Source organism: Staphylococcus sp. GDH8C109P, assembly GCF_017893405.1.
GTDB lineage: Bacteria > Bacillota > Bacilli > Staphylococcales > Staphylococcaceae > Staphylococcus > Staphylococcus cohnii.
In genome coordinates this window covers 206,325-222,916 of the sequence record NZ_JAESMX010000001.1, presented here as the reverse complement: position 1 = coordinate 222,916, position 16,592 = coordinate 206,325, and the positions used below count along the sequence as shown (strand labels likewise).

General features: G+C 34.5%; 17 protein-coding genes and 1 other RNA gene. 4 read left to right on the top strand and 14 right to left on the bottom strand.

The genetic code is table 11. The features are described 5' to 3' along the window. Nucleotides 1-76 precede the first annotated feature (76 nt). From ssrA to KA867_RS01035, 12 genes are all read right to left on the bottom strand, one after another. Nucleotides 77-436: a transfer-messenger RNA gene (ssrA, locus tag KA867_RS01090) on the bottom strand. A 99-nt stretch (nucleotides 437-535) separates the two neighbouring features. Further along, entirely contained in the window at nucleotides 536-1,000 is a 465-nt protein-coding gene (gene smpB / locus KA867_RS01085; RefSeq protein ID WP_019469439.1) for an SsrA-binding protein SmpB, read from the bottom strand. Between the two features lie 22 nt (nucleotides 1,001-1,022). Beyond that, entirely contained in the window at nucleotides 1,023-3,395 is a 2,373-nt protein-coding gene (rnr, locus tag KA867_RS01080; protein ID WP_210136779.1) for a ribonuclease R, read from the bottom strand. Nucleotides 3,396-3,430: 35 nt separating this feature from the next. After that, the gene (locus tag KA867_RS01075; RefSeq protein ID WP_210136778.1) at nucleotides 3,431-4,171 is read right to left on the bottom strand and encodes an alpha/beta hydrolase; all 741 of its coding nucleotides are present in this window, start codon (nucleotides 4,169-4,171) and stop codon (nucleotides 3,431-3,433) included. Between the two features lie 140 nt (nucleotides 4,172-4,311). Then, complete coding sequence (secG, locus tag KA867_RS01070) at nucleotides 4,312-4,545, bottom strand: preprotein translocase subunit SecG (RefSeq protein WP_019469442.1); 234 nt, start codon at nucleotides 4,543-4,545, stop codon at nucleotides 4,312-4,314. Between the two features lie 68 nt (nucleotides 4,546-4,613). Continuing rightward, on the bottom strand, nucleotides 4,614-5,075 hold the full coding sequence (locus tag KA867_RS01065; RefSeq protein ID WP_210136777.1) for a hypothetical protein: 462 nt from the start codon (nucleotides 5,073-5,075) through the stop codon (nucleotides 4,614-4,616). Between the two features lie 220 nt (nucleotides 5,076-5,295). Continuing rightward, the gene (gene eno / locus KA867_RS01060) at nucleotides 5,296-6,600 is read right to left on the bottom strand and encodes a surface-displayed alpha-enolase (protein ID WP_210136776.1); all 1,305 of its coding nucleotides are present in this window, start codon (nucleotides 6,598-6,600) and stop codon (nucleotides 5,296-5,298) included. Nucleotides 6,601-6,792: 192 nt separating this feature from the next. Further along, entirely contained in the window at nucleotides 6,793-8,310 is a 1,518-nt protein-coding gene (gene gpmI, locus KA867_RS01055; protein ID WP_210136775.1) for a 2,3-bisphosphoglycerate-independent phosphoglycerate mutase, read from the bottom strand. A gap of 1 nt (nucleotide 8,311) precedes the next feature. Next, nucleotides 8,312-9,073, bottom strand: coding sequence for a triose-phosphate isomerase (tpiA, locus tag KA867_RS01050; RefSeq protein WP_210136774.1), 762 nt, complete (start codon nucleotides 9,071-9,073; stop codon nucleotides 8,312-8,314). Between the two features lie 64 nt (nucleotides 9,074-9,137). Next, complete coding sequence (locus KA867_RS01045; RefSeq protein WP_210136773.1) at nucleotides 9,138-10,328, bottom strand: phosphoglycerate kinase; 1,191 nt, start codon at nucleotides 10,326-10,328, stop codon at nucleotides 9,138-9,140. A gap of 129 nt (nucleotides 10,329-10,457) precedes the next feature. Next, a complete protein-coding gene (gene gap / locus KA867_RS01040) occupies nucleotides 10,458-11,465 on the bottom strand; it encodes a type I glyceraldehyde-3-phosphate dehydrogenase (protein ID WP_210136772.1) in 1,008 nt (335 codons plus the stop codon). 39 nt (nucleotides 11,466-11,504) lie between these two features. Further along, the gene (locus KA867_RS01035; RefSeq protein WP_210136771.1) at nucleotides 11,505-12,533 is read right to left on the bottom strand and encodes a sugar-binding transcriptional regulator; all 1,029 of its coding nucleotides are present in this window, start codon (nucleotides 12,531-12,533) and stop codon (nucleotides 11,505-11,507) included. Between the two features lie 351 nt (nucleotides 12,534-12,884). Between KA867_RS01035 and KA867_RS01030 the strand changes: the two genes are divergently transcribed. After that, nucleotides 12,885-13,112, top strand: coding sequence for a hypothetical protein (locus KA867_RS01030; RefSeq protein WP_210136770.1), 228 nt, complete (start codon nucleotides 12,885-12,887; stop codon nucleotides 13,110-13,112). A gap of 154 nt (nucleotides 13,113-13,266) precedes the next feature. Here the strand turns inward: KA867_RS01030 and KA867_RS01025 are convergent, their stop codons facing one another. Further along, complete coding sequence (locus KA867_RS01025; protein WP_040030212.1) at nucleotides 13,267-13,914, bottom strand: DUF4887 domain-containing protein; 648 nt, start codon at nucleotides 13,912-13,914, stop codon at nucleotides 13,267-13,269. A 276-nt stretch (nucleotides 13,915-14,190) separates the two neighbouring features. Between KA867_RS01025 and KA867_RS01020 the strand changes: the two genes are divergently transcribed. The 3 genes from KA867_RS01020 (at nucleotide 14,191) to KA867_RS01010 (ending at nucleotide 15,845) form a co-directional block, all read left to right on the top strand. Next, nucleotides 14,191-14,379 carry a hypothetical protein gene (locus KA867_RS01020; protein WP_210136769.1) on the top strand — a complete coding sequence of 63 codons (189 nt, stop codon included), beginning with the start codon at nucleotides 14,191-14,193 and terminating at the stop codon, nucleotides 14,377-14,379. A 363-nt stretch (nucleotides 14,380-14,742) separates the two neighbouring features. Continuing rightward, the gene (locus KA867_RS01015; protein WP_210136768.1) at nucleotides 14,743-15,639 is read left to right on the top strand and encodes a TIGR01777 family oxidoreductase; all 897 of its coding nucleotides are present in this window, start codon (nucleotides 14,743-14,745) and stop codon (nucleotides 15,637-15,639) included. Between the two features lie 17 nt (nucleotides 15,640-15,656). After that, on the top strand, nucleotides 15,657-15,845 hold the full coding sequence (locus KA867_RS01010) for a hypothetical protein (protein ID WP_210136767.1): 189 nt from the start codon (nucleotides 15,657-15,659) through the stop codon (nucleotides 15,843-15,845). Nucleotides 15,846-15,986: 141 nt separating this feature from the next. Here the strand turns inward: KA867_RS01010 and clpP are convergent, their stop codons facing one another. After that, nucleotides 15,987-16,571, bottom strand: coding sequence for an ATP-dependent Clp endopeptidase proteolytic subunit ClpP (gene clpP / locus KA867_RS01005; RefSeq protein ID WP_019469455.1), 585 nt, complete (start codon nucleotides 16,569-16,571; stop codon nucleotides 15,987-15,989). Between the last annotated feature and the right edge of the window lie 21 nt (nucleotides 16,572-16,592).

The following is a 16,592-nucleotide window of genomic DNA, read 5'->3' as shown; positions in this document are numbered from 1 at the left end:
TTACTTGGGGCAAAACTGGGGCAATATTGGGGCAACAAAAATAAAAAGCCCACAACCACATGGGTTGCAGGCTCTATAGTGGAGACGGCGGGATTCGAACCCGCGTCCAGAGGTCCTGATACTAATCTTTCTACGTGTGTAGTCTATCAAGGTATTTCGCATAATGTTAGGTGATAGACAGCCGACATTATGCTAGTTCGATTAATCTCTTCTAGACAGACTTCAAACGGCAGTGCCTAGCGTATCCTATTAAGGTTGAATCGCGTTAACTGCACATAGGAAATGCAGTTAGGCGATGCAGAGTGCTATTAGGCAGCTACTGCGAAATTATTGTTTGATTTGTCAGTTAATTTTTAACTGTGTGTGTTGGTGCGGAGACAACCCTCCGACACGCTTAACTAGCTCGGGGACCCCTGTCGAATCCAAAAACGCCCCCGTAATAATATAATGTACTTTCTGCAGATTTAATCATCTATCTTTTTCAGAAAGCACATATTATATTACCAAAGATCAATGTCTTTGGCAATATTTTCGCTTAATAACGCGCTTTAAGTGCTCTATCTACGTCACGTTTCATTGCTTTTTCTTTCAATGCTTGACGTTTATCATGTTTTTTCTTACCTCTTGCAACACCAAGTAAAACTTTGCATTGACCGTGTTTCAAATAGAGTTTTAAAGGAATAATGGAATAACCAATTTCTCTTGTGCGTTCCCCTAATTTTTCTATTTCACGTTTGTGTAATAGTAATTTACGTGAACGACGTGGATCATGGTTAAATCGATTTCCTTCTTCATATGGGGCAATGTGCATATTATTTAAAAACATTTCGCCACGATTTACTTGCGCATAGCTATCTTTAAGGTTTGCACTGCCACGACGAATGGACTTAATTTCTGTCCCTTTCAACACAATGCCCGCTTCAATCGTATCTTCTATATTAAAATCATGTCTGGCCTTACGATTTTCAGCTAATGTTCCTGGTGATTTTTTCTTTGGCATTGAGTTTCACCTCTTTGTTGAATTATTTTTTCTTCTTACGAGCTTTATTTTTCACTTTTTTATCTTTGTAAAATGGTTTGTGTTTGGTATTACCACTTGCTGACTTATTTTTATTGCGTTGGTTTTTACCTTTACGTTGGTTTTTCTTGCCCTTTTTATCATTATTTGAATTATCTAATGACTGACCGCGTGGTTTCGCTTGAATGGTCTTACCACGTGAAGGTCTTGGGCTGCGCTCTTTTTTCGGTAATGGCATACCAACAATTTGGAAATCGATCATACGCTCATCAACATCTACGTTAACAACTTTGATTGTAACTGGATCACCGATGCGAAAGACTTTAGCTTGGCGTTCTCCAATCATTGCCATTTGACGTTCATCGAAGTGATAGTAATCGTCTGTCATCTCTGATACATGTACCATACCTTCAATTGTATTTGGCAATTCGATAAACATACCAAAATTAGCCACGGAACTAATGATACCCTCATATTCTTCTCCAATATGTTGAACCATATATTCTGCTTTTTTCAATTCATCAGTGTCACGTTCTGCTTCGATCGCTCTACGTTCTCTTTGTGATGTATGATCAGCAATTTCTGGTAATGCTTCTTCCCATTTATTAAGTGTTTTATCATCCATTGCTTTATCAATAAGATATTTACGAATGAGTCTATGCACGATTAAATCTGGATATCTACGAATCGGTGACGTGAAGTGCGTATAGTGCTCTGCTGACAGACCGAAGTGACCTAGATTCACATCATCATAACGTGCTTGTTGCATTGAACGTAACATCATTGTAGAAATGACCATTTGCTCTGGTTGGCCTTCTACTTCTTGTTGAATTTTTTGTAAAGTTGATGGATGCACTTCTTCACCAGTACCTTTAATCATTAAACCAAAGTTAGTAATAAAATCAAAGAATTGACGTAAACGTTCTGATTTTGGTTGCTCATGCACACGATATATAAATGGCACATTTAAACGATCGAAATGTTCTGCTATCGTTTCATTGGCTGCTAACATAAACGATTCGATGAGACGTTCACCTTCACCGCGTTTTCTTAATTCTACGTCGGTTGGAATACCTTCATCATTGACAAGTACTTTTGCTTCACTGATATCGAAGTCAATTTCACCGCGGCGTTTGCGCATATTGATTAAACGTTCTGATAAGTCTTTAGCTAAATCTAGCATTGGTGTAACTTCGTTATATTGTTTGCGCGTGTCTTCATTCTGATCTGTAATAATTTCATTCACTTCATCATATGTCATACGATAATTTGAATGAATCACACTATCAAAGATTTCATGATTAACCACATGACCACGTTCATCTAATTCCATCTGACAACTTAAAGTTAATCTATCTACTTGTGGATTTAATGAACAAATACCATTACTAAGTCGATGAGGTATCATTGGAATTACACGGTCAACTAAATAAACACTTGTTGCACGATCGTACGCTTCTTCATTTAATGCTGATCCTTCCGTTACATAATAACTGACATCGGCGATACTTACCGTTAATTGCGTATGTCCATTATCTAACTTTTTGACACTAATTGCGTCATCTAAGTCTTTAGCGTCTGCGCCATCAATTGTAATAGTTAGCTCATTTCTTAAATCACGACGCCCTTCGATTTCAGATGGTTTAATTTCATCTGGAACAGCTTCAGCTTCCTCTAACACTTTATCTGGAAATTCAATTTCAATACCATGTTGATAGATAATCGACAAGATATCGACACCTGGATCATTTTTATGGCCTAAAATTGCAGAAACTTGGCCTTCTGGGTTATCGGTACCATCCGCATATTTTGTAATTTGTACTAAGACTTTATGCCCATCTATCGCACCTAAATTATGGCCTTTCGGAATAAAGACATCTTGCATAATGCGTTTATCATCAGGTAATACGAAACCAAAGTGTCGAGCCTCACTATACGTACCCACTACTTGAGTAACAGAGTGCTTTTCAATTGATTTCACTTCACCTTCTAGCTTACCTTTATGTTCACCTTTAGAATGTTGTAATTCGACAAGTACGGTATCTCCATCCATTGCACGATTGATTTTCGTAGGTGGGATAAAGACATCATCCATATCTTTGTCTTCAGGACGTAAGAATGCAAAACCTTTTTTATTTTGGCTAAGTGTACCTTGTATTAATTTTGATTGCTTTGATTTTTTAGATTCCTTACGTTGGTATCTGTCCGTCTTTGTACGTTGAATTAATCCTGTTTGTTCTAATTCAACAAGTACCTTGATTAAGTCTCTAAATGAGTCGGCACTATTTAAACCTAATGCATCTTGAAAATCTGATACAGACATGGGTTCATAATCTGGTTGTTTAATAATTTCTTCAATGGATTGCTTTAAATTCATTATGCCCCTCCTTTCTTTTATTAAATACTGTAAATTTATTTGGACCAATCTAATGATTCTAAGAATTGGTATATATCTTCAAAAACTTGTTCTTTTTCTTTATCAATTGTAATGACATGTCCTGAATTCGCATACCATTTAATCTCTTTATCATCTGAGTCGCTTTCATTGTATATAATGTTAGCAGAATCTGTATTAATCATTTGATCTTGCTCACCTTGAATAACCAGTAGCGGATCCATAACCTCATCTACTTGATTACGTATACTTTGAATTTGACCTTGTAAATCTTTTAAAGTATCTGTTGGATGAAACACATCCATTTCTTTTTCTATGGTTGTTTCATCTTTGCCTTCGTATTTTTTAAAATTACGTGCATACGTTAAGACACCATCAAACATTGCGCCTTCAGTCTTAATATACATAGGTGAACACATTGTTATAATACCCTTTACATCTCTATCTAAGCTTATTTTCAATGCATAACAACCACCGAGTGATAAGCCAGCAACCACAATTTCATCATATCCTTTATCCACAAGGAATTCATATCCATCTATCGCATCTTTATACCATGCAAATGGACTAGATTGAAGTATCTCTTCTGGTGGTGCTGCATGCCCATCATATTGTGGCGCATAAGAAGTGTAACCCTTTTTTTGTAAGAATCGCCCTAATTGTCTTACATCTGAAGAATTTCCAGTAAAACCATGTAAAAGTAATACAGCGCGATTACCTTCTTCAAAAAAGAATGGTTCTGGTAATCTAATTTGCATCGTGATTCAATCCTTTCGTCCAAGCTATTAAAATAAATATGATATCAGTTGTACTCAAAATATATTCCCTACTTTGAAGCATTTAAAAGCCGAATACTTCTATTATAAATAAAAAAGCCCGACTTTTACATTGTCGGACCTTATAAACCAAAATAACTTATGCCTAACATTAACAAGAAGAAAATGACAGACAATACAATTGTTAATCTATGCAAGAATAAATCAACGCCACGTTGTTTTTGTTTACCAAATAACTGTTCAGCGCCACCGCTTATCGCACCTGATAGTCCATTACTTTTACCTTCTTGGAGTAATACAACAGTCACTAATGCAATACAATCTAAAATTAAAATGATCATGAAAAATGTATGCATAAAAATTGTCCTCCATTCATTATATACGAACCGCATTATATCACACGTTTGACTTATTTAGCAAACTTCTATCTATTAAATGTACTTTTACGTTTGATTGAAACAACCAACATATAAATCGCTAAAATAAGTGACATGATTAATACAATTGTTAACGGTAAGATATTTATCATTGATTTTGTATCTAATATCGCCTCATAAACCGCACTGATATTCACTAAATTATATAAAATTTGTGAAGCGAATACTGCAAACATAAACCACCACAAATACGTGTGCCTATTCCAAATCGCAATAATCCCTGTTAAGTTAGCAATCACATACATGATACCTGTAAATTGGAAACTGTTTTTTATCACACCAATTGCGTTTTCAGAAGGCTTTTGTCTACTATTTATTAACATTTGTTTTATTACACTATCATCTAAAATAACAAATAAATGGATGGCATATAATATTGCTATGATAAGTGAAGTATAAGCAAGAAAATGACCTGTTCTAATTTCTTTTGTTTTAGGTTGTGCCTTCATAATCAGTCAATACTCCTTCTATAATTTACACTTTTAATTATATCAGTTTCACTAACAAAGATGAACAAATTAAATAATCTTGACGATGTATTTCATTGAATCTTATCTTTGTCTGACACAATTTCGAATCATAAATGATATTAACGCGTCTTGCAATAAAAAAACACGCAAACCCATTGGGCTTACGTGTTAGCGCGTGAACTCTTTTTCTAGATAAATATTATTTATCTAAGTTGTAGAAAGATTTAATACCTTCGAATTTGCCTGTTTCAAACAATTCATCTTCGATACGTAATAATTGATTGTATTTAGCAATACGGTCAGTTCTAGATAATGAACCAGTTTTAATTTGGCCTGCATTTGTAGCAACTGCAATATCAGCGATAGTTGTATCTTCTGTTTCACCAGAACGGTGTGATACTACTGCTGTATATCCAGCTTTTTGAGCCATTTCAATAGCATCAAATGTTTCAGTTAATGTACCAATTTGGTTAACTTTAATTAAGATTGAGTTACCGATACCTTTTTCGATACCTTCTGATAATTTAACAGTGTTTGTAACGAATAAATCGTCACCAACTAATTGAACACGGTCACCGATACGGTCAGTTAATACTTTCCAACCGTCCCAGTCATTTTCATCCATGCCATCTTCAATAGAAATGATTGGATATTTATTTACTAATTCTTCTAAATAGTCAACTTGTTGTTCTGCTGTAAGTTTTGAACCATTTTCACCTTCAAATTTAGCGTAGTTATAAACGCCATCTTCGAAGAATTCAGATGAAGCACAGTCAAAGCCTAAGAATACATCTTTACCAGGTTCTAGACCTACTGCTTTAATCGCTTCTAAAATTGTTTCAACAGCATCTTCTGTACCTTCAAATTTAGGAGCGAAACCACCTTCGTCACCTACTGCTGTTTCTAAACCACGGTTTTTAAGGATTGATTTTAAGTTGTGGAAAATTTCTGCTCCCCAACGTAATGATTCTTTAAATGTTTCTGCACCAACTGGTAGAATCATGAACTCTTGGAATGCGATTGGCGCATCAGAGTGAGAACCACCATTTACAATATTCATCATTGGAACTGGTAATTGTTTACCGTTGAAACCACCTAAATATTTATAAAGTGGTTGACCTAATAAATCAGCTGCTGCACGTGCTACTGCAATAGAAACACCAAGAATAGCATTTGCACCTAATTTACCTTTATTTTCAGTTCCATCTAATTGAATCATCATTTTATCAATTGAAACTTGTTCTAATACTGAAAATTCACCTTCAATTAATTCAGGTGCAATAATTTCATTTACATTTTCAACAGCTTTCGTTACACCTTTACCTAAATAACGTGTTTTGTCTCCGTCACGTAATTCTACTGCTTCGTGCTCACCAGTAGAAGCACCTGATGGTACAAGTGTGCGTCCAAATGCACCACTTTCAGTTAATACTTCTACTTCCACTGTTGGGTTGCCACGTGAGTCAAGGACTTCGCGAGCGTAAACATCTGTAATAATTGGCATGTTTGTAATCTCCTTTATAATAAGTAGTTTAGAAATATTAAATTTCATCTTCATTATAGCTATAAATGCTATAAATACAAATAATTTAATTACTTCAATTTGATTATGCGTGTCATCAGTCTTTTAAGCAAATTTTAAACTGTGACACGCTTTTATGTTGCTGATTTTAGTCCATATATTGTTTCTATCAAATTAATGTTTGATGAGTGATTCACCAGTCATGTCTTCAGGTTGTTTGACTTGTAACAAATCTAACAATGTAGGTGCTAAATCACCTAGTCGACCTGTTTCACGTAAAGTTGCGTCTTCTTTAGTAACAATCACTGGTACAGGATTAGTCGTATGTGTCGTCATCGGTTGCTCATCATCAGTCAATACCATATCTGAGTTACCATGGTCAGCTGTAATAATAGCATGACCACCCATATCAACAATTTTATCTACGACTTCACCTAAACATTCATCAACCGCTTCAATTGCTTTAATCGTAGGTTCAAGCATACCGCTGTGACCTACCATATCAGGGTTGGCAAAGTTTAGTAAGATTAAGTCTAAATCACCTTTATTTAACTCTTCAATGAGTGCGTCTTTGACTTCATAAGCACTCATTTCTGGTTTAAGATCATAAGTCGCAACTTTAGGTGAGTCAATCAATCTACGACGTTCGCCTTCAAATTCATCATTGCGGCCACCACTCATAAAATAAGTGACATGTGGGAATTTTTCAGTTTCCGCTATACGTAACTGTTTCAAGCCATTATCTTGTGCAACTTCACCAATTGTATTAGTTAAGTCAACTTTTTCAAAAACAATTTTTGCATCAACATTATCATTATATTTTGTAAATGTAGCGTAGAATAAATCATTTACTTGATCCACTTTAAAGCCTTCAAATGCTTTATCTGTAAAGATTTCAGACAGTTGACCAGCTCTATCAGGACGGAAGTTATAGAAAATGACTGCATCTCCATCATTTACACCATTATTTTGATCTTTGATGATAAATGGTTCAACAAATTCATCAGTTAAGTCTTTAGCGTAGTTTGCTTCAACACCAGCTTTAGCTGATTCAAATGTTTCTCCACCAAAGTTACGAATTGCGTTATAAGCTTTTTCTTCTCTATCCCAGCGTTTATCACGGTCCATTGCGTAATAACGACCTGAAACAGATGCGAATTGGCCAATGCCTAGTTCTTTAAACTTAGCTTCTGTATCTTCGATATATTTAAGCGCAGATTTTTGATCTACATCACGTCCATCTAAAAACGCATGTACATAAACTTTGTCAACGCCTTGCTTTTTGGCTAATTCTAATAAAGCAAATAGATGTTTGTAATGGCTGTGCACACCACCATCTGATAATAAACCAAAAATATGAAGTGCTGAGTCATTACCTTTTACATGTTGAATGGCTTGATTCAATACATCATTTTCAAAGAAATCGCCGTCTTCAATAGATTTATTGATACGCGTTAAACTTTGATAAACAATGCGTCCAGCACCAATGTTCATATGTCCAACTTCTGAATTACCCATTTGACCTTCAGGAAGTCCAACATCCAAGCCACTTGCTTCGATTTGGGTTGTTGGATACTGATTATAATAACGATCAAAATTAGGTTTATTAGCTAGTTTTACAGCATTACCATGCTCACTTTCTCTATTTGCAAAACCATCTAAAATAATTAATGCAGTTGGTTGTTTAGCCATATTATTTTGCACCTTCTAACAATTGTACAAAATCATCCACTTTAAGTGATGCGCCACCTACTAATGCGCCATCAATGTCTGATTCTGCCATGTATTCTTTTATGTTGTTAGGTTTAACACTACCGCCATATTGAATACGTGTTGCATCGGCAACTGCTTGTCCAGATAAATCTGTGATTGTTTGTCTTACAAATGCACACATTTCATTGGCATCTTTTGCAGTTGATGATTTACCAGTACCGATTGCCCAAATTGGTTCATATGCGATAACAACTTGTTTCAATTGTGCTTCTGATAAGCCTTCTACAGCTTTTTTCACTTGGTTGCCAACAACTTCATTAGCTTTGCCACTTTCACGTTCTTCGTCTGTTTCACCAACACAAATAATTGGTGTCATACCGTGATTGAATACAGCATGTGCTTTTTTGTTGATATCTTCATCTGTTTCATGGAAGATTTCACGACGTTCTGAGTGTCCAATAACAACATATTTCACACCTAAATCAGCTAATGCTACTGGTGATGTTTCACCTGTAAATGCACCGTTATCTTCATAAAAGGCATTTTGTGCGCCAATTTGTAAGCCTTGTGCTTTACCTTCATTAACTGCTGTTACTAAAGCATCTAATTGAATTGTTGGAGCACAAATGACTGATTCTACCTCTTTAGTATCTGGTAATGCTGGTAATTCGTTAATAAAATCTTTAGCCTCTTGAACCGTTTTGTTCATTTTCCAGTTACCCGCAATAATTGGTTTTCTCATTATATACACTCCTATTAGTAAATTATGATTATTGTTTAATCAAGTTTTGCTCGTAAATTAGCGATTATTTATTAGCAATCGCAACTACACCTGGCAGTTCTTTACCTTCAAGATATTCTAATGACGCACCGCCACCAGTTGAAATGTGACTAAAGTCATCTGCATATCCTAATGAAATCGCAGCTGCAGCTGAGTCACCACCACCGATGATTGTGTTTGCATCTTTCATCTCAGCAATTGCTTCACAAACACCAATTGTACCTTTTGCAAAATTACTGAATTCAAATACGCCCATAGGTCCATTCCATACTACAGTATGTGCACCTTGTAATTTTTCTTTGAATAATTCCACAGTTTTTGGACCAACATCCATTGCTTCTTGATCTGCAGGTATATCATCTACAGAAACTTCTGTAATCTTCGCATCATTAGAAAATTCTTTTGCAACTTTACAATCTACAGGTAATACGATTTGATCTCCTGCTTTTTCTAACAATTCTTTTGCAAAGTCTACTTTATCTTCTTCTAATAAAGATAAGCCAATCTCTTTACCTTGAGCTTTGAAGAATGTGTATGACATACCGCCACCAATAAGCACTTTATCTGCAATTTTCAATAAGTTAGTGATTACACCAATTTTATCTGAAACTTTAGCACCACCAAGAATTGCAACAACAGGTTTAGCCGGGTTTTCTACAACGCCACCGATATATCTAATTTCTTTTTCCATTAGATAACCTGCTACAGTTTCTAAGTGTGCTGCAATACCTACGTTTGACGCGTGTTTACGGTGTGCCGTTCCAAATGCATCATTTACGAAGACATCACCTAATGATGCCCAGTATTTACCTAATTCAGGGTCATTTTTAGACTCTTTTTTACCTTCTAAATCTTCAAAACGTGTATTTTCAACTAATAACACATCACCTTCATTTAAGGCTTTGATAGATTGTTCTAATTGTGTTCCACGTGTTTCAGGAACAAATGCCACGTCTTTATTTAATTTTTCAGCTAATGCATTAGCTACAGGTTTTAAAGTTAATTCTGCTTTATCACTTTCTTCTTTAACTTTTCCTAAGTGAGAGAATAAAACGACTTTACCACCTTGCTCTATAATATATTTTATAGTTGGTAAAGCTTGAACGATACGGTTGTCATCCGTAATTTCACCGTCTTTCATAGGTACGTTAAAATCTGCACGTACAAGTACAGTTTTACCTTTTAACTCTATATCAGATACAATTTTTTTTGTCATGTAATCTTCCTCCTTTAGATGGATGAATAAAGTAAAATAAGCGGAGAAGCGTTGAGCTCCCCGCTTACTCCTAAGCTTATTGATTCAATTTCACAACGCTATACTTGTTAAGCTAAAGTGAACATCAAATTATTTAGCGTGACTTGCTAAATATTCTAATGTACGTACTAATTGTGAAGTGTATGACATTTCGTTATCATACCAAGCTGCTACTTTAACTAATTGACGATCTCCAACAGTCATAACACGTGTTTGAGTTGCATCAAATAATGAACCGTATGTCATTCCGATTACGTCAGAAGAAACGATTTCGTCTTCAGTATAACCGAATGATTCGTTAGATGCATTTTTCATTGCGTTATTTACGTCTTCGATACTTACATTTTTATCTAATACTACTGTTAATTCAGTTAATGAACCAGTTGCAACTGGTACACGTTGTGCTCCACCGTCTAATTTACCATCAATTTCAGGAATTACTAGGCCGATAGCTTTAGCAGCACCTGTTGAGTTAGGGATAATGTTTTCAGCAGCTGCACGCGCACGACGTTTGTCACCTTTTCTGTGTGGCGCATCTTGTGTACTTTGGTCACCAGTATATGCGTGAATTGTAGTCATGAAACCTTCGATTAAACCGAATTCATCATTTAAAACTTTAGCAACTGGTGCTAATGAGTTAGTAGTACATGAAGCACCTGAAACAACATCTTCTGAACCATCTAAAGTATCGTGGTTAGTGTTGTATACGATTGTTTTTAAGTCACCTTTAGCTGGTGCTGAAATTAATACTTTTTTAGCGCCTGCATTGATGTGTGCTTCTGCTTTTTCTTTATCTGTGAATAAACCAGTACATTCTAATACGACATCGATATCTAAGTCTCCCCAAGGTAATTTACTTGGATTTGGCTCAGAAAATGATTTTACTTCTAATCCGTTAACGCGGAAACCATTTTCTTCAACTTCAACTTCTCCTGTGAAGCGACCTTGTGTAGTGTCATATTTTAATAAATGAGCTAACATTTCATCATCTGTTAAGTCGTTTACTGCTACTACGTCGATTCCTTCTACATCTTGAATTCTTCTAAATGCTAAACGACCAATTCTACCAAAACCATTAATTGCTACTTTAACTGCCATTATAATGGCCTCCTTTAAAATGATATTTAAAAAGTGGAATCACTTTTTATTACTATTATTTGCGATAATACTTGCTGCGCCTTCATCTGTGATTAATACAGTGTTTTTAGGTGCAATCGAAAGATAAGCTTTAATTGCCTCTCCTTTTGATTTACCCCCAGCAACGGCAAAGATAAACTTTTTCGATACAAGGTCTTCTAATTGAAGTCCAATCGTTTTTACTTTGTGAACGATTTGCCCTTGTTCATCGAAATAATATCCAAATGCTTCTCCCGAGGCATTGTGATGTTGAAGTTTTTCAATAACTTCACTAGGTGATTGACGTCTTCGCGCCATCTTCAGCGCATCACCAATGCCGTGGATTGTAATATTCGCTTCTCTAATCTTCTCTAAGGTGTGTATCACTGACGGTTCTAACATAAGTGTGTTATAGGTTGTTTCACTGACATTATCTGGCACATAAAGTGTTGTATAATCTCCATCTGTTTGCTGCGCCATACTAGCAGCAATCGTATTGGCTTGATATACAACATTTTCACCAAGTCCACCTCGAGCGGGTACAAAAAATACGTCGTAAGGTTGGCGATGCATAGATTCACTTACGTATGCCATCGTCGAGCCACCTGTAACTGCCACTGTTGCGTGATCATATAAAACATCTTCAACTAGCTGTCCCGCTTGTTTAGACAACTCAATTTTAACCGTTTTATCAGTGTCTGAATCACCTGGAATGACATAAACATCTTTAATGTCATATTTTTCTTTGATAATTTGAGCAAGGTGATGATCATCCGAGTAAACGTTAAAATAGCTGTTTAATTGGCGTACTGTCGTTTCACCAGCTTCAGTGATTTCCATACCTGTAGGTTTAACTTTGATAAGCGCTTGCTTCTTTAAAACGTCTGTTTCAGAACGCAATACTCTTTCTGTTAAATCCATATATTCACTTAAACTACGTCTACCGACGGGTTGGTACTGAGCGATAGTAGTGAGTATTGAAAAACGACGATACATCTTTTCAACAATTTCTGGAACTAACTTTTGTTGAATTTTTATCAAGTCTTTCACTACTATCCTCCTCCGTTTCTATATACAAGGGTCAAGTTCTAACCATAGATTGACTTTTTCCGTCCCTACTGGGACAAAAAAATATAACCTCTTATATTTGCAATAATACTACTATACATTTAAAAAAGCAAGAGAAATACTTTTGTCTTAAATAAAATAAATTCTAAACTTTTATAATTCCTTTCTCTATAAAATTACTATACCCGATTCTATATTTTACTAATCATTTACCCATTAATTTTTTAATGATATTTTTTTAATCACTTCATCAACATGCGTTTCATTGAATCAATCATTATTTATGCTTAAAATAAATATACATTTAAAAAGTATTTATCAGGAGGAATATACATGTCTAACAATAAACAACCAGAAGTTATAGACCCAGAAGATCAGAGATATAAAGATGACGATTATTTTAAACAATCAAAAGCAAGTTCTCACAATAACCCATATCAATCTTTTAATTATAACAAACACATTGGCTGTCATTTGGGACCTTTTGGTTGTTTAGGTGGCTGCTTATCCATCATATTGCTATTGTCATTCATTTCATATTTAGTAAGTATGCTATTTTAAGCTTTCTTTTTCTTTATCTTATCTGATTCGTATTTTCGTATTATAAATAATTCACGATATTTTATTTCAGAGTTTAAGTTCCATTAATCATTACAAAAAACACGCACTGTCATATGACAGCACGTGTTCTAAGCATATATTTTTCTAATTCTATTTAATCTTCATCAGATGATTGCGAACTTTTTTCTGAATTTGAATTATTGTTTTGTGTTGAACGTTGTTGGGTATTTTGTTGCGTACTTCGTTGTTGTGTAGAAGGCTCATCGGTCTTCTCTTCTGTCGAAGGCTCAGATGTGCGCTCTTCAGTTGATGGTTCACTCGTCTTTTCTTCGGTTGTTTTTTCCTCTGTGGATGGTTCAGTTGTTTTTTCTTCTGTCGAGCGTTCTTCAGTAGTACGTTCTTCTTTTGTTTTTTCAGGCGAATCTTTTTCTTCCGTAGTTCTTCGTTCTTGTGTTCTAGGCTGCTGTGTTTGTTGTGTTTGTTGTGTCTGTTGCGTTTGTTGCGTTTGAGGAACTTGTTGAGTTTGCTGTGTCTGTTGTGTTTGTTGTGTTTCTTCAGTTGACTTTTCTTTTTTCTTGTCTTTTTGTTCCTTTGTTTTTTCTTTCTTTTTGTCTTTTTCTTCTTGTTTTTGGTCTGCCAAACGTTCATTGGCCTTATTTGAATGATCTACGAATGCAAAAATTGCAAAAACTAATCCACCTATAAGTAGTAGCACAATTAATCCACTGATAAGTTTTGCAAAACCACTCATTTTTTTATTATCTTTATCATCAAAATTATTATTTTGATTATGCTTAGGCATATGCTCCCCTCACTTCAATTTATATCAAATCATCATTTTCAAATGGCATTTAACTTCATGTTAGAACTATATTTTACACTATTTCTTTGATTAAACAACCATATTAACCACATTTTAATGTAGTTGTTACTTTGTCTTCCAAACTATAGTAAAATAATCATATACAACATTTTTATTTTTAACTTCATAGTAATCTAATTTCAATGATTGTTTCAACACTTTCACTTAAATTTTTCTACTATTGTCAGTAATATCATAACAGGATGTGACTAGATTTTGAAAAAGTACGACTTATTTAACGAAACAGATCAATCACAACAAAAACTTAAAGGTTTACGACATATGATGACCGAAAATGACAATGATGAATTAAACGTTCCAATCAAAACACGCCATAAACTTTTTATACTCGTTCTTTTTTTACTTTTACTCGCTTTTGGCATTATTGCCTTATTTATTTTATAATATGTAGTACTTCAATTGCCTTTTTAAAACGACATCAAAATTATTTCTTATTATTCAAAAATATATAATTAAAAGGTATAAAAATTAGGCCTACACGATAATCGTATAGACCTCTACTAAAGGGAGTCAAAATTTTACCTTCGCTAGTATATTATGGGGTATACTCGAAATAATTAAGAGATGATTAATTAATATCGAAGGTACCTTTATTATAACGACATCTGATTTTATTTTAAATACATCTTAGGTCTAGTAAATGACATATTTTTGAACAAAATTCGAATAAATTTTGTCATACTAAGCATGAGATTTTTACTTTTAAAGCCTGCACGATTCAATACTACAATTCTATGAGGTGATACTATGAAACACTATCTAATTACGGGCGGTACTGGTCTAGTAGGTACGCAGCTAATCGAGGCAATACAACAAAGTGATTCAAAAATCACGATATTAACAAGACAAAAACACGCTACATCACATCCTAAAATCACATATGTAAATTGGTCAGAACCAAATTGGGAAAACCAAATTCCAGATATTGATATTGTCATCAATTTGGCCGGTGCTAGCTTAAATAACAGATGGACTTCCTCACATAAACAAAACATTATGCTAAGTCGATTACAATCAACTCAGGCATTATACGACCTTTTCAAAAACAGAAAGCAAAAACCATCTGTATTCTTTAACGCTAGCGCTGTAGGTTATTATAAACCTGATTTAACACGTACATATACTGAGTTGTATCAAACATTACCATTCGACTTTTTATCTGAAGTAATATATCAGTGGGAACGATTAGCACGTCAATTTGAATCCTTTGGAACACGTGTTATTATTGGTAGATTTGGAATGGTATTATCAAATAAAGGTGGTGCATTACCATTAATGAAATTACCTTATGAATTAAATGTCGGCGGTAAAATTGGTAGTGGTAGACAATGGTATTCTTGGATTCATATTGAAGATCTAACAAGAGCGATACTCTATACCATCAATAATGATAAAGCGCACGGCGTATTTAATTTCACATCACCTATCGCAGAACATCAAAATATGTTTGGTTATACCATTGCAAGAGAGGTACATCGTCCACATTATACGTGGGTGCCATCATTTGCGCTCAGACTTGTCTTAGGAGAAATGTCTACAGTAGTACTTGATACTCAAAAAGTTTTACCTAATAAATTACAAGCACTAGATTTTGAATTTAAATATCCTAACCTAAAACTTGCACTAGAAAATTTAGTTCATTAAGAAAGGTACCATTAAAAATGAAACGAGATAGTTTTAGCCATACCTTATTATTCATTGCAGGCTTGCTCCTCATCACCAGTGGTATTTCAGCATTTGAAAAACCTGCAATAATGATCTTTATTTCAATAACTTTATTAATCATTGGTTTGTTAACCTTAGCTATTTCAATTTTATTAATTTATAAAAAAGCAAAATCTATTAAATAAACACAATTTATAGTTTCAATATATATAAAAAACAAGTCACGCATGCCAACTATTTCCTTATGCATCATACATTTGGAAATAGTCATACATTGTCGTGACTTGTTTTATAATCTGTTTATCCTAATTTACTTATGCAAAATATTATGATTCTGGCACCATAACTTCATCGATTAATCCGTATTCTTTAGCTTCTTCTGCTGATAAGAAATTATCACGGTCAGTATCTTTTTCAATTTTTTCAATTGATTGACCAGTACGTTCAGCTAAAATTTTGTTTAATTTAGCACGTGTTTTTAGAATATGGTTAGCGGCAATTTCAATTTCAGTTGCTTGACCTTGTGCACCGCCTAATGGTTGGTGAATCATTACTTCAGCATTAGGTAATGCAAAACGTTTACCTTTTGCACCTGCTGAAAGTAAGAATGACCCCATTGATGCTGCCATACCGATACAAATTGTCTGTACATCTGGTTTAATGTGTTGGATTGTATCGTAAATAGCAAATCCAGCAGTTACACTACCACCCGGTGAGTTAATGTAAAGATAGATATCTTTTTCAGCATCTTGTGCCTGTAAAAATAATAATTGTGATACGATAGAGTTTGCTACATTATCGTCAATTTGTGAACCTAACATAATAATACGGTCTTTTAATAAACGTGAGTAAATATCATAAGCACGTTCCCCACGGTTTGTAGTTTCAATTACTGTAGGTATTAAATTCATTAATATTGCCTCCTTATTTCT